The organism is Paenibacillus sp. FSL H7-0331 (assembly GCF_001956045.1).
On record NZ_MRTH01000010.1, the window covers coordinates 237,781 to 251,397 of the forward strand.

A 13,617-nucleotide genomic window follows, 5' to 3' on the forward strand; every position below is an offset into this window, starting at 1 on the left:
CCGGGAACAGGCTTTTTTTGTGTCGATACCACTAGAAAAAGCCCGCTCTCCTACAGAGACGGACTTTGACTGTTCCTATTATTGCAGTTTACTTGCCACGCTTATTGTAGCCGTTCACCATAATGACCTCAACAAAAGGACGAATTCGGTCCATAATTCTTCTTCCTTTGAACTCTTCATCGCCATCCTTGCTGGTGAAGCTAAAATGCTGCTCCAATGCATCCAAATCATGATTTGACGTGAAAAAGGTTGGCTTGCGATTCATTCGGTAATTCAATATTGCACCCATTACATGATCGCGCAGCCACGGGTTCAAATTCTCCGCTCCCATATCGTCGAATACGAGCAAGTCCGTATCTTTGAGCGCATCGATGGTTTCCTTCAGCTTCTGCGGATCCTGGAACATCGCCTTTAAATCTTCGGCAAAATCGGGCATGTACACAATGGCACCGGAGTAGCCGCTCTTCGCCAGCTCGTGAAGCAGATAACACATCAGGAAGGTTTTGCCGGTGCCGAGGCTTCCAGCCAAATAGAGACCCGAGCTTTGCAAGCCTTCATCACGGGTTTTCATAATGTAACGAATAAGACTATCCACAGCTTCCTCACGCGCAGGGTCCTTATCGAAAATTTCCATCGACGAGTAGCCCTGTGACAGTGCCCGCTCATCCACATAAAAGCTGCGGATCCGGCTGCGGATAGCCTCCTGATTTTGTCTCGCGATCTGCTTCTTACAGGCTACCTTGGTATCATACAGGTTAGCTTTTCCGGCTTCTGTCTCGACCGATAACAGCGTATAATGCCCTGCAAAATCATTTGGGCACAAATCCAGTCCCGGACAGTTGGAGCAGTTCCGATGCTCGCTCACATATTGATACAGTCGGTTCATGTTGATTTTCATTGTATATTCATCGAGCGTCGGATATTTGGCACGCAGCTTCACCACTAATGGATCAGCTACGATTTGTCTCACCTTTTCCTCGGCTTGTTGACGAAATTTGGAGTTGGGCAGCGACTTTAACGCATCCGCGAGCGATTCCATAGGTTCTTACACTCCTTCCCGTTATTAAATGTTTAAAGAAGTCCTACCTAATTACTAGACTTTACCATCAAGCATTTGCGCTCTTCTTCGCATAGCTTCACGCTCTTCTGCACTCCGTGAGGCCGCTGCTGTGCTTGGCTTGTCCTCCACCGTAGGAAGCAGCGGTTTCTGTCTCACTCCACCACGTGCTGTACCCGTACTACGTCCGCCCGCGGCTCCACCTGTACCAGTTCGGCTGCCTGTGCGAGGGGCCGTCTTACTCTCCTGATACTTGGACTGCTCGCGTATATATTGCACAGCCTGCTCGAAAGAGTTCACCTGCTTGGCCAGCATATCCGTAACGCTGAACTCTATCGATGCCTTGGACCATGAGCGTTTGTTCATATATAAGTAATGGATCATGACATTGATAACTTCCTCTTTCAAGCCATAATTCAAATCGACCTTCGCCAGCGTATCCAGCAGTCCGTCCGGTACGGTGCCTTTGGAAAAGATTTTCTCCAATAAAAAGATATAGGGCTCATTCCGTAAAATATAGTTGTACTGATGCTGATTGCATTCGCCCTGGAAAATATCCGGTACCTGCAAATAAAACTCCATTTCAACTGTCTTGTCACTAGCGATGTCTGCACCGTTCTCCTGATTAGATGACGCTGCTCCACGTGTCTGTTGATCGACCTTAGCCAAATAACGCCCGCGTTCCTCACCACGCTTCTTATCCTGTCGAAAGACCATGTTCGCCTTGTGCTGCAGCAGTTCAAGCATCAACTCGCCCTGCGGATCAAACACACCATCCTCGTCCAACAGCCGGCAAATGTCCGTTAGATACAAGCCGTACTTCTTGGCAACATAATTAATTTGTCCCATCTGCTCCGGCTCGTATTTCAATTGCTCCACGAACACACGATTGCCCGATTCCCGCGGAAAATGCATAATGATATCCGAATACTGAAAGCCTTTATTTGCACTCTCAGGCTTGGTTTCCGAAGGTTTGGACACTGCCGTTTCAAAAAATGCCTGCTCCATTTCCAGATCAATGACCTGCGAATTCAAATGAAACAGCTCGTAGAAAGGAACCGACAAATTTTCCTCATTGGCACCCTTCAACTCGTCTGATTCTGGCAGCACCAGCTCATCACGCAGCGAATAGATCATATATTTGCCAACCTTGTCCCTGAGCAGCAGGGTCAAATGCTGGTTTTTAAAAAATTCATTCGGTGACAATGGGGCTGACAGCGTGTAGACATACACATAATCATCCGAAACTTCGGCGAACTTCCGCGTCGTTTTCAGTAGGCCCACAGCCTCCAGCTTCGCTGTCTGTTCAATAAAATATTTGCGTCCACGCTCCCCAGTCTCCAGCTCCAGCGATAAGAACAGCCTTCGCTGCTGCTCGGTAGCCGAGTATCCAACCTTATCGATTGGCAGCTGCAGAAACAGCGTATGATACAGGCTGACCGCATACGCTCCGATCATAGGCTGATAGATTGTGGAGAGCATTTTCATATCCAAACCACTTAATGAAAAATCACGCGCCACATAAAAACGGTGATATTCCGAGAAATGATGCATATTCGTAATTCGCATTAACTCAAATCCCATCCATGAATTGTTACTAGTCTAGTAAACTACATTTTAACATAGATTTCGACAGGATGTTATCGCCTGATTTCAATCCGTCTTTCCCCACTTGACCGCCCACTTGTCCATCTCCTTCAGTGCGGTCTGAAAATCCGCCCCTTTTTCTGTCAATGAATATTCTACCGCGACGGGTACAGAAGGAAATACAACACGTAAAACAATCCCATTTTTCTCCAGGTGCCGCAGCACATCGGTTAAAGATTGTGTCTTGATAATCGCTAAGTCCCTATGCAGCTGCTTGAAGCGCTTAGGCCCTTTGGACAGCTCGGCGATCACCAGAAAAGCCCATTTGGCCCCGAGTATTTGCAGCACAGAACAAATGCTGGTGAATTCCTGCTTCTCTTCATTCACTATTTCCAAACCATATCACCTACTTACTTAAAATTAGTAAGTCCATTTATTTGGATAATGTCCAAATAGTTTGCCTTCTTACATTTATATTGTAACCTCATTATAATTCAATCAAATGATCTCGCAAAGGCCTAATAACGAACATCCATAAGCTGGTTATAGGTGATCAGACGGTACTGCGAGTTACAGAAAGGATTGAATGTAATGAATCGACTCCCTATTTATCTGCTAGCTCTTGGAGTGTTCTTCACCGCAACCTCCGAACTGGTCGTCTCTGGAATATTGCAGGTCATTGCCGATGATTTGAGTATTTCCATCTCTCTTGCCGGACAATTGATTACAGCTTATTCGCTATCGTTTGCGATTGGAACTCCCATCCTGATTTCACTCACTGCCCGTATGGGACGCAGACAAGTGTTGGTGGGCTCACTCACCGTATTTATACTCGGTTGTCTGATATCCTTTGCAAGTGGACATATCGCGATGCTGATGATATCCCGAATCATACTTGGAGTCAGCTCAGGTGTTTACCTTGTCACTGCATTAAGCACCGCTGCGAGGATTGTTCCCCCCGAGAAGCTGGGCAGCACAATCGGTACGATCATTCTCGGTTTTAGCAGCGCGATGATCCTTGGTGTCCCAATAGGGATAGCTATTACCAACTGGCTGAGCTGGCAGGCGATTTTTATTGTATTAGCGTTATTCAGTGTATGGATTACATTCGTGATATACCGCCTTCTTCCCAATATCGAAGGGGATGCTCCTGTTCCGTTCCAGCAGCAATTCAAAGTGCTGGGCAGTATGGTCATCGTGAGTGGTTTGTTGTTCACCTTTTTTAGAGAATCCGGGAATTCCATCCTGTTCACTTACTTAACTCCATTTATTCAGGACATTTATCATGTGAAATTTACCAGTATCAGCATCATTATGCTTGTGTTTGGTCTGTTTGGCGCATTCGGCTCCCGTTTTGGAGGGTATGGCGTTGACAGGTGGGGGGCGGCTCGTATGGTAACTTTGAGTGTGGTCATTCATGTGGCTGTACTGGCTCTGCTTCCGCTTTTTGCCGATTCGCTTATGATAGGGTTAGTGCTGCTCACCGTCATGGTGGTGTCTATGTTCATGTCCGGTCCGGCTATCCAAACGTATTTTATTCAACAAGCGCCGCAGTCGTCAGGTCTCGTTCTCAGTATAAATACATCGATTGTTCATTTGGGATTAGCGGCGGGTGCTGGAGCAGGTGGGGTGTTGATCAGCACGTCTTCAACAGTCCTTTACAATCCATGGCTGGCTAGCTCTATTGTAACACTCGGGCTGGTTGCTGTACTCATCAGTTTTTGGTCAGGAAAACAACGATCGATTAAGCTTAGAGGGAAAACAGCAAAGCTGTGATTGCGCTTTCTTCTATTAGAATATGCGACATGATCAGGTCAGACGCACTCCGTATTGAAAAAGCTCCCGTAAGCTTTGTCGCAACAAACCCTTCGGGAGCTTTCCATTTCAGTCTGTAATAATTTCCTTGACTCTGCCCACAGTTCCATCCACGAGCCGGACCTTGATCCCATGCGGGTGGTTTGGTGAATTTGTCAGGATATCCTTGACCACACCTGCGGTCAGCTTGCCACTCCTCTGGTCTTGCTTTTGAACTACCTGTACCTTGCGTCCTGGCACTACATCCTTACGTTGCTGGCCATTCATTATAGCTCACACCTGCTTTCCTCTTACGCTGCACGCTTGGCTTATGTACAGGTCGTTAAAACATTTGGTAACCTTTATCACGTAAAGCCTTAATGGTCCAGCCACTGAGTGCCGCTCCCAATAATCCGCCGACAGCCGGCACATAATCAACAAATGAATACTCCGCAATATTGGATGCGAGAGAGCCTGTCCCCCAACCCCAATAAATGATTAATCCGATAACCAGCACAATATAGCCATAAATCGGAAACCATGTCGTTTTCATCAGCATGTTCAATATAAAACCGAGACCGAAGAACAACACGAGCAACAGCACGGTAACAATCATCAGTTGCAGCACAATCCCCAACTCCTTCAATCGAATGCATCACTATATATTCTATAGAAATTTTAGCTCCGGGTAAAGTGAACGCTTCATGAACGCTTCATATTTTATATATGTACCTTGAGCATCTAACCATTTGCCCTTTGCTGTCGATTTCGTTACAATAATACAGGCGAGATGGTGTTGCCTCACCGTTTCTTATTCGTAAGAGATACGTTGATATGCTTATATGTAATATCCCTATTCATACATAGAAGGAGTGTTCTTAATGAGCGAAGCAATGCAAACCCTTGAGGGCTGGTACGTTTTAAATGATTTCCGTGCAATTGACTGGACGGCATGGAAAAGCTTAAGCAAGCAAGAAAGAGGTCGCGCGGAGGACGAGCTGTACAGCTTATTAGCCCAATATCAGGCTACTGAGGATCAGCGTGAAGGCAGTACAGCCTTCTATTCTATCGTTGGGCAAAAAGCTGATTTTATGTTCATGCATCTACGGGAAACGCTTGAAGAGCTGAACGAGTTGGAAACGGCGTTTAACAAAACCTTGTTTGCACAAGTGACCATTCCGACATTCTCTTACGTATCTGTAGTTGAGCTGGGCAGCTACATGGCCAAACCGGGTACAGATCCAATGGAAGATCCTGATATTGTTGCGCGCCTGAAGCCAACATTACCTAAAGCACGCCATGTCTGCTTCTACCCTATGAACAAACGCCGCGAAGGTAACGACAATTGGTATATGCTGTCCGTAGACGAGCGCCGTGGATTTATGCGTGCACATGGCATGATCGGACGTAGTTATGCCGGTAAAATCAAGCAAATTATCGCGGGCTCGATCGGCCTTGATGATTGGGAATGGGGCGTTACCTTATTTGCAGAAGATGCCCTGCAGTTCAAAAAAATCGTTCATGAAATGCGGTTTGATGAAACAAGCGCACGCTTTGGTGAATTCGGTGAATTCTATGTGGGCAATCTGCTTAATCGCGACAAAATGGAAACTATGCTCAAGCTATAACATCATTAAAAGCCTTGCAACTACCGAAGATTTCGGATGCTGCAAGGCTTTTTCACACATTATTCGTCGTCTTCGTCTTCATCATCGAATCTGTCATCCCGATTGGCCTCAGCCTTTTGTGCCAGATAAGCCTCAGTGTCCCGATCACGCTGACGCGACTTTTCCTTTAACCGCTCGATGGCGGGTAGAATAAGAATGTCGATTTCTTTTTGCACCGTATAAACCAGATCATAACGGGTCTGGGATTCCAGAAAATGTCCCACATCAATCAGTGCGTTATAGCGGTCCAGCTCTTCCCTTTTCAATAACCCGCGTACCTGTACGCTGCAGTGCCGCATATCTAGAAACGGCCTTTCTTCAGCACCAGAGGAATGCCGCCAATAATGTACAGGTACCGCATATCGATAACCTTTTTCATAATAGCTGCCATACCGCCTTTTACTTTACGTGAACCAACAATACCGATGGCTTCGCCGCGTCCAAGTGAAGCTACTGTACCTTTGCTTTCATAGGTAAAGCTCTTAAGCTGCTCACCGCGAATCGATGCAACCAGATTGTGTGCACAGATATCCGCCTGCTGAATCGAAATTTGGGCAGTTGGTGGATATGGGCGACCTTCCGGGCTGAATACAAGCGAGCAATCGCCTAGTACATACACATTATCATGACCAGGAGCACGCAGGTTTTCATCAACCTTGATTCTTCCACGCATCGTTTCAAAGCCCGCATCATCAAGCATATGGTTACCACGAATACCGCCGGTCCAAACAACTGTTGCTGCTTTGATTTCTTCTCCGGTTGCCAGAATGACCCCATCTGGTGTGCATTCTTTGATCGCTGTGGCAATTTTGAAGGTTACCCCTTTGTTTTGCAGCACATTCATCGCATATTCAACAAGCTCCGGGTCAAAACCAGGCAGTGCTGTTGGCGCAGCTTCAACGTTATATACTTTCACAAGGGAAGGATCGACATCATATTCTTTGCACAGCTTCGGAATGCGGTCTGTGATCTCTCCAATAAATTCGATTCCTGTAAATCCAGCTCCGCCTACGATAAAAGTCAAGTAATCCAGACGGTTCGGCTCCCGTTTAAACCGGGCAAATTGATACTCGATGTGCTCACGAATAAAGCGAACACTGTTAATACTGCGAATGCTCAGCGCATATTCCTTCAAGCCAGGAATACCAAAGGTTTCAGGCTCTCCGCCCAATCCCACAACCAAATAATCGTAAGAAAGTGTACCTTCTTCCAGTATAACCTTCTTCTCTTGTGGCCGAATTTGAACAACTGTCGATTTAACAAAATCAATTTTGAATTCATCAATTAGCTTAAGAATATTGACACGCGCATTCTCGGGATTATCCGTTCCTGCAGCCGGCATGTGTAAATGTGTAGTAATATAGTGGTAGTCATGTTTGTTAACAAGTGTTACATCAGCTTCGTTATAGTTCAATTCCTTTTGCAAGCGAATAGCCGTAACAATACCGCCATATCCTGCTCCCAAAATGACTATTCGAGGTATTCGACTCATGGTTAATCCCTTCCATCCGTTAGTTTCTTTTTCTTTTTATCATTCATTGTAATTGTTCACAAAATCATTTGTGAAAATTTACACAAAGTACATCGCGGGTCATTTTCTAACGAATAGTTTGATCCAATTGAAATAAAAATATGACCGTTCACGTGTCAGAAATCACATCTGTGTAAACAAGTTCTCAAGACATAGTATACTGTAAAGTGACAAATAGCAAGTTTTGTTTTGGTTAATATACAGGTAAAAAACGTAAACTAACAAGAGTATTTAAACGTTTCCTCCTAATTGCTGACTATTTTCTGCAGCTCCTTACGTTTCCTATATGATAGCTTTACGACTTCCATTCATATATTCACTCATTGTTCACAAATTTATCATGTAATATATCCTTCCATTCTGTCATCATGTATAATATAATTCGAATATTAATAATTGATAGTCATTATCAATGATAATTATTATCACTGATATTTAATTAATTCAGGGAGGTACAATAAGCACATGCAAAATGAGATTGTGGATATTATTATCGTAGGCGGCGGTCCTGCTGGTATGTTTGCCGCTTTTTATGGAGGTATGCGTCAAGCAAGCGTAAAAATTATTGAAAGTATGCCCCAATTAGGTGGTCAATTGGCTGCTTTGTATCCGGAAAAATATATTTATGACGTAGCCGGCTTCCCAAAAGTAACGGCTCAGGAGCTCGTTAATAACCTGGAGCGTCAGTTGAAGCACTTCCCTATGGATGTTCGTCTGGAAGAAAAAGTATTGCAAGTGATCAAGAAGGATGAGCGTTTGTTCGAAGTCGTGACAGACAAAGGCGTGCATACCTCCAAGGCGGTTATCATTACCGGAGGCGTAGGCGCATTCGAGCCAAGACGTCTGGAGCTGCTGGAAGCTTCCAAATACGAGAAGAAAAACCTTCACTACTTCGTGAGTGATTTGCATAAATTCAAAGGCCAAAAGGTGCTGATCAGCGGTGGCGGCGACTCTGCTGTTGACTGGGCGCTCATGTTGGAGCCAATTGCCGAGAAAGTTTATCTGACACATCGTCGTGATAAATTCCGTGCTCATGAGCATAGTGTGGAAAACTTGAATAAATCCACGGTTGAAATTTTAACCCCCAAAGAAATTACCGCGCTTCACGGTGAGGATTATATCAACAGAGTTGTACTGACTGATTGCAAAAGCGGTGTAACGACTGATGTCGACGTTGATGCGGTTATCGTCAACTTTGGTTTCATTTCCTCTCTGGGCCCGATCGCTGAATGGGGCTTTGAAATCGACAATGGCTCTATTATCGTCGATTCCCGCATGGAGACCAGTATCCCCGGGATTTTTGCCGCCGGTGACATTACCACTTATCCGGGCAAGCTGAAGCTGATTGCTGTAGGATTTGGCGAAGCGCCAACTGCTATTAACAATGCGAAAGTATATATCGATCCTACTGCCAAATTATCCCCAGGTCATAGCAGCAATATGAAAATGTAGTTTGTCAACAAGAAGCTCATCATTTTGAACCAAAAAGGATATTCCTTCCGGCCAAGCCCGAATTTGGAATATCCTTTTTAGATTGCCTTGTCGTTCCAATCTATGATGAGAATTAGCTAACCTGCGCTTCGCCATTAGTGTAGTAGTCCAAATTAATTTGGCGATGTTTGATCTCGTCCCTCAGCAGATTAATGAATTCTGCCTCAAGCTTCAAATCGAGGGCTTTGAAATAACAGTGAATCAGTACTTCATTGCTCATTAACCTCATCAATAATCACCCAAATTCTGTAAAGTAAAATCATATTACCATGTTCAACCTAATAGAACAAGTGTTCCGTTATCCACAGGATCTTGTGTATAAGCTGTGCGCAATTTGTTGGTAAGTGTAATAAAGTGACTGATAGCGCAGTGGATAATGTGGACAAGGTTATACACAGGTGATTAACTTCGAAATTTGTCGTAAAATTTATATGATAGTTTTGGAAGTTTTCCCCATAATAAGATGATTTTATTTTATTTACCCCATTCTTATAGTTTGAATCGTTTTACAGCAATTTGACACGTATATATAAGCATACAAAAAAGCCCCCTATCCTCTGGATGCATTTGCATCTACAGGACTGGAGGCTTCATCTGATGAAGTCTTAGACTTCCACTTTATCATCGCAAGGTTCTGGAGTTCCTTCATAGTCAGCAGGCTTGAACGATGATCCGCAGCCGCAGGAAGCTACCGCATTCGGATTATCAATGGTGAAGCCGCCACCCATGCCGCTGTCTTTAAAATCGATCTCAACGCCATATAAATACTTGGCGCTCTCACCGTCCACAACCACTTTCAGACCATGCATTTCAAACACTTTGTCATCGCTGTTTTCTTTATCATCAAAGCCCATGCCGTAAGAATAGCCGCTGCATCCGCCTGACTTGACTCCAAGCCGCAGAAACAGATTTGGCGTTTCTTCGCTAGCCAGCATTTCTTTAATTTTATCGCTTGCGGTTTCGCTAATTTTTACCACGGTCATAACCTCCTAAGAGTTTTTGAAGTACTTGCTTCATATGCACCAAATGAGTTGGATATATAGACTCGGTCAGTGTACAAGTGCCGCAGATAGCTCAGCTCATTAAAACTCGCTACATAAAGCCTCTGCTACTTCAGTATACTCTTAATATGCATACTCCTCAAGACCCTTAAGCTTCAACTGCTTGTCCAATTGATAATAAGACAATAATAACAAATCCAATTGCCCGCTGCATTGCTGCACAATCGGGTGCATGAACCCATGTTCTTCTACAAGTTTGATCATCTGGGCTCTGATTCGTTCGATTTCTATGGAAATTCCCATCAATTCGTTCGAGTATAGGGGCATCAATTATAGCACCACCCTTTTAAATAGACTTATAGCTTTAAAAGTATGCATGAAAAACAGCGGCTTAATTATACATAATTCCTCTTACAATTCCATTATAAGGGTTTTCAACCCTTTTTGTCGAACTGCGTATTGCCCCACAAGATGAGGTTGTTTATAATAGACAGTATTGCTTACCCATTCGTGCCTAATTAATATTAACTATAGTTGGTTCTACAAATACTTTTATAGGAGGTGGCATCATGAGCATTATTATTAGTAACCCCGATCAACGAATGGCCGAAATTGCCGAAAAAGTCAAGCATGGTGAACGATTGTCTGCAGAGGATGGCGTGTTCTTGTACCAATCTGACGATTTATTATCCATTGGCCAATTAGCTAACGAGGTCAATCTTCGCAAGAATGGAAAAAAAGTATATTTCATTGAAAACATGAGCCTTTATTTTACAAATGTATGTGAGGCCCACTGTGCTTTTTGTCATTTCCGCCGTGATGAAGGTGAAGAAGGTGCCTATACCCTGACAGCGGAGCAAATGTTTGACATTATTGATGAGCATTATCATCCCGGCATGCGTGAGTTCCATATTGCCCAAGGTCATAATCCCCACGTTAAATTTGAATACTACCTTGAAGCGATACGCTCATTAAAGCAGCGGTACCCGAATGTTACAATTAAAGCGCACACCGCGGCCGAAATCGAGTTTTATTCCCGCATCAGTGGGTTAAGCTATAAAGAGGTGCTTGAGGCTTTGGTCGACGCAGGCTTGAGCACTTTGACAGGCGGCGGAGCAGAAATTTTATCCGAACGATACCGTAAAAAGATGGGTGTCGGTAAAGCGACTACGGATCAATGGCTGGAAATCCAGCGTGTGGCCCATAGTATTGGACTCAAGACACATGCGACCATGCTCTACGGTTCCATCGAAACGTTGGAGGAACGCATTCAGCACATGATTTATTTGCGTGAGCTTCAGGATGAAACGAACGGTTTTATGGTATTTATCCCGAATTCCGTACAACCTGCCAGTGTCAATGCAGGAATCAAGCGCCGTGTAGCGGCTTTTGACGATTTGAAAACAATCGCGATCAGCCGTCTGATGCTGGATAATATTCAACACATCAAAGCTTATTTTATTAACCTTGGAACTCAATTGACCCAGATTGCTCTTACCTTTGGTGCTTCTGACGTACACGGAACCATTATCAAAGAAAAGATCAGTCATGCAGCAGGTGCCCTGTCACCGGAAGGATTAACACGGGATGAGCTTGTATGGCTTGTCCAAGGAGCAGGACGAATCGCTGTTGAACGTGATACTTTTTATAATGAAATCAAAGTGTTTGAGTAGTTAAATGCATCTGCCCCATCATACGTACTCACTGCATATAAATCATTTGGATGGCTGTAAAAAAGGAGTTTGTCAATTATGAAAAAAATCGTTATTTTGGGTGGAGGCTACGGCGGTCTGACGATCGTTAATCAGCTGCTTGAAAAAGATTTGCCGGCCGACACCGTGCTCGTGCTTATCGACCGGATGCCTTACCAAGGTTTAAAAACCGAATATTATGCCTTGGCATCAGGCACGCTCTCCGATAAGGAGATTCGTGTCCAATTTCCCGTAGATCCTCGGTTGATTCTGAAATACGGAGAGGTTCGTTCAGTAGACCCTGTTCAGAAGCTGGTTATATTTGAAAATGATGAGCCCATGAGCTATGACACACTGATCATCGGACTTGGCTGTGTGGATAAATATCACGAAATACCTGGCGCCGAGCAATATTCCAACAGTATTCAAACCTTGTCAGGCACACGCAAAACTTATCAAAGGGTTAACGATACGAATCCATATGGACAGATCACAATTGTGGGCGGAGGCTTAAGCGGTGTGGAGATGGCGGCCGAGCTTCGTGAAAGCCGACCTGACCTGAACATCCGTATTTTGGATCGTGGACCGAGCATTTTATCCGCTTTTCCCGACAAACTCCAGGAATTTGTTCGCGACTGGATGCTGTCTCATGAGATCGAGTTGATCCCTCATGTATCCCTGTCACGACTGGAAGGCAATAATTTGTATAATCAGCAGGAAATAATTCATACGGATGTAACGATCTGGACAGCGGGTATTCAGCCAAGTCCGATTGTACAGCAGCTGCAATTGCCCAAGGATAACCAAGGCCGTCTCATTATCAATGAGTACCATCAAATTCATGATTACACGGACATTTATGTTGTTGGCGATTGTGCCTCATTGCCTTTTTCACCTAGTGGACAAGCTGCTGAAGCGCAGGGCGAGCAAATTGCACAAGTTATTCGCGCCGGCTGGAAGCAGCAGCAGCCCAAGCTGGGTCCCATCAAGCTGAAGGGGGTTCTTGGTTCCCTAGGTAAAAAATCCGGCTTTGGTGTTATGGGCAAGCGCCCCATTACCGGTCTGGTGCCGCGGGCGCTTAAAAGTGGAGTGCTCTGGTTATCCAAGCACCACTTCGGTTAAGATTTATTCTCCCAACAGATCGAGCATCTCATCGATCTGTTTTATTTTGTTTTCTATTTGCTGTTCAAGCTCCTCTGCGTTAGCAGCGGCGACGATTTCGCCGTTAACCAGTGCGTAAGGAAAGGTATAGCATTCCCCACAATTGCCAAGACAGCCGTATTCGATCACATCCAGGTCTGGCCTTTCTTCAAGCTTTTTCATGACCAGTTCGGTACCGCTATGCAAATTACTGCTGCAAAATTCTATAATTGCTCTCATGTTGATGAGTCACCTGCCCTGTTAACCATTTTAATTTCACTGTAATTGTATTATAATATAGTTAGAAAGGAGTTGACGTCAAATGACTGAACAAGCACAAAGCACCATGTACGATGAAGTACTGGAGGTTTTAGATAAGCTACGCCCGTTTTTGCAGCGCGATGGCGGCGACGTAGAGCTAGTTGATGTGGAAGGCGGCATCATTAAGCTGAAATTGATGGGGGCGTGCGGAAGCTGCCCGAGCTCAACCATTACCTTGAAGGCCGGTATCGAACGCGCTCTGCTTGAAGAAGTAGAAGGCGTTATCGAGGTTGTACAAGTATTTTAATTGAGCATCACGTCTGGATGACAGACGAAGTGTAAGACCCGTAGAGTGCATAGAATAGCTGTCGTACCTGATGGCTATTCCGCACTCTCG

The 13,617-nt window shown here is 44.7% G+C and carries 17 protein-coding genes; 6 read left to right on the forward strand and 11 right to left on the reverse strand.

Going from position 1 to position 13,617, the window contains the following annotated elements:
- Positions 1-88: 88 nt before the first annotated feature.
- From dnaI to BK127_RS17165, 3 genes are all read right to left on the reverse strand, one after another.
- Positions 89-1,039, reverse strand: a complete 951-nt coding sequence (gene dnaI, locus BK127_RS17155) for a primosomal protein DnaI (RefSeq protein WP_076232356.1) — start codon at positions 1,037-1,039, stop codon at positions 89-91.
- 54 nt (positions 1,040-1,093) lie between these two features.
- Entirely contained in the window at positions 1,094-2,626 is a 1,533-nt protein-coding gene (locus BK127_RS17160) for a replication initiation and membrane attachment family protein (protein ID WP_076232358.1), read from the reverse strand.
- Between the two features lie 84 nt (positions 2,627-2,710).
- Positions 2,711-3,040: a winged helix-turn-helix transcriptional regulator gene (locus BK127_RS17165; protein ID WP_076232360.1), complete on the reverse strand. Its 330-nt coding sequence runs from the start codon at positions 3,038-3,040 to the stop codon at positions 2,711-2,713.
- 195 nt (positions 3,041-3,235) lie between these two features.
- Here BK127_RS17165 and BK127_RS17170 point away from each other — a divergent pair, with 195 nt between their 5' ends.
- On the forward strand, positions 3,236-4,420 hold the full coding sequence (locus tag BK127_RS17170) for an MFS transporter (RefSeq protein WP_076232361.1): 1,185 nt from the start codon (positions 3,236-3,238) through the stop codon (positions 4,418-4,420).
- Between the two features lie 108 nt (positions 4,421-4,528).
- On the opposite strand, the gene BK127_RS17175 is transcribed toward BK127_RS17170, so the two are convergent.
- Together BK127_RS17175 and BK127_RS17180 are read right to left on the reverse strand one after the other, a co-directional pair.
- On the reverse strand, positions 4,529-4,726 hold the full coding sequence (locus BK127_RS17175) for a YwbE family protein (RefSeq protein ID WP_076232363.1): 198 nt from the start codon (positions 4,724-4,726) through the stop codon (positions 4,529-4,531).
- A 55-nt stretch (positions 4,727-4,781) separates the two neighbouring features.
- Entirely contained in the window at positions 4,782-5,066 is a 285-nt protein-coding gene (locus BK127_RS17180) for a YuiB family protein (protein WP_179097518.1), read from the reverse strand.
- 253 nt (positions 5,067-5,319) lie between these two features.
- Between BK127_RS17180 and hemQ the strand changes: the two genes are divergently transcribed.
- A complete protein-coding gene (gene hemQ, locus BK127_RS17185; RefSeq protein ID WP_076232365.1) occupies positions 5,320-6,066 on the forward strand; it encodes a hydrogen peroxide-dependent heme synthase in 747 nt (248 codons plus the stop codon).
- Between the two features lie 59 nt (positions 6,067-6,125).
- Here the strand turns inward: hemQ and BK127_RS17190 are convergent, their stop codons facing one another.
- Both BK127_RS17190 and BK127_RS17195 read right to left on the reverse strand, forming a co-directional pair.
- Positions 6,126-6,404: a hypothetical protein gene (locus BK127_RS17190; protein ID WP_076232367.1), complete on the reverse strand. Its 279-nt coding sequence runs from the start codon at positions 6,402-6,404 to the stop codon at positions 6,126-6,128.
- 2 nt (positions 6,405-6,406) lie between these two features.
- Positions 6,407-7,597 carry an NAD(P)/FAD-dependent oxidoreductase gene (locus BK127_RS17195; RefSeq protein ID WP_076232368.1) on the reverse strand — a complete coding sequence of 397 codons (1,191 nt, stop codon included), beginning with the start codon at positions 7,595-7,597 and terminating at the stop codon, positions 6,407-6,409.
- Positions 7,598-8,101: 504 nt separating this feature from the next.
- Here BK127_RS17195 and BK127_RS17200 point away from each other — a divergent pair.
- Positions 8,102-9,088 (forward strand): NAD(P)/FAD-dependent oxidoreductase, encoded by a 987-nt coding sequence (locus tag BK127_RS17200; RefSeq protein WP_076232370.1) that lies wholly within the window; start codon positions 8,102-8,104, stop codon positions 9,086-9,088.
- A 112-nt stretch (positions 9,089-9,200) separates the two neighbouring features.
- On the opposite strand, the gene sda is transcribed toward BK127_RS17200, so the two are convergent.
- The 3 genes from sda to BK127_RS17215 all read right to left on the reverse strand — a co-directional run bounded on the left by sda (position 9,201) and on the right by BK127_RS17215 (position 10,455).
- Positions 9,201-9,347 carry a sporulation histidine kinase inhibitor Sda gene (gene sda / locus BK127_RS17205; RefSeq protein WP_256711350.1) on the reverse strand — a complete coding sequence of 49 codons (147 nt, stop codon included), beginning with the start codon at positions 9,345-9,347 and terminating at the stop codon, positions 9,201-9,203.
- Between the two features lie 385 nt (positions 9,348-9,732).
- On the reverse strand, positions 9,733-10,104 hold the full coding sequence (locus BK127_RS17210) for a HesB/IscA family protein (protein ID WP_177237581.1): 372 nt from the start codon (positions 10,102-10,104) through the stop codon (positions 9,733-9,735).
- Positions 10,105-10,251: 147 nt separating this feature from the next.
- The gene (locus BK127_RS17215) at positions 10,252-10,455 is read right to left on the reverse strand and encodes an aspartyl-phosphate phosphatase Spo0E family protein (RefSeq protein WP_076232375.1); all 204 of its coding nucleotides are present in this window, start codon (positions 10,453-10,455) and stop codon (positions 10,252-10,254) included.
- Between the two features lie 242 nt (positions 10,456-10,697).
- Between BK127_RS17215 and mqnE the strand changes: the two genes are divergently transcribed.
- On the forward strand, positions 10,698-11,801 hold the full coding sequence (mqnE, locus tag BK127_RS17220) for an aminofutalosine synthase MqnE (RefSeq protein WP_076232377.1): 1,104 nt from the start codon (positions 10,698-10,700) through the stop codon (positions 11,799-11,801).
- A 78-nt stretch (positions 11,802-11,879) separates the two neighbouring features.
- Positions 11,880-12,941: an NAD(P)/FAD-dependent oxidoreductase gene (locus tag BK127_RS17225; protein ID WP_076232379.1), complete on the forward strand. Its 1,062-nt coding sequence runs from the start codon at positions 11,880-11,882 to the stop codon at positions 12,939-12,941.
- 3 nt (positions 12,942-12,944) lie between these two features.
- On the opposite strand, the gene BK127_RS17230 is transcribed toward BK127_RS17225, so the two are convergent.
- Entirely contained in the window at positions 12,945-13,199 is a 255-nt protein-coding gene (locus tag BK127_RS17230) for a YuzB family protein (RefSeq protein WP_076232381.1), read from the reverse strand.
- An 82-nt stretch (positions 13,200-13,281) separates the two neighbouring features.
- Between BK127_RS17230 and BK127_RS17235 the strand changes: the two genes are divergently transcribed.
- Positions 13,282-13,527: a NifU family protein gene (locus BK127_RS17235; protein ID WP_076232383.1), complete on the forward strand. Its 246-nt coding sequence runs from the start codon at positions 13,282-13,284 to the stop codon at positions 13,525-13,527.
- The last annotated feature ends 90 nt before the right edge of the window (positions 13,528-13,617 follow it).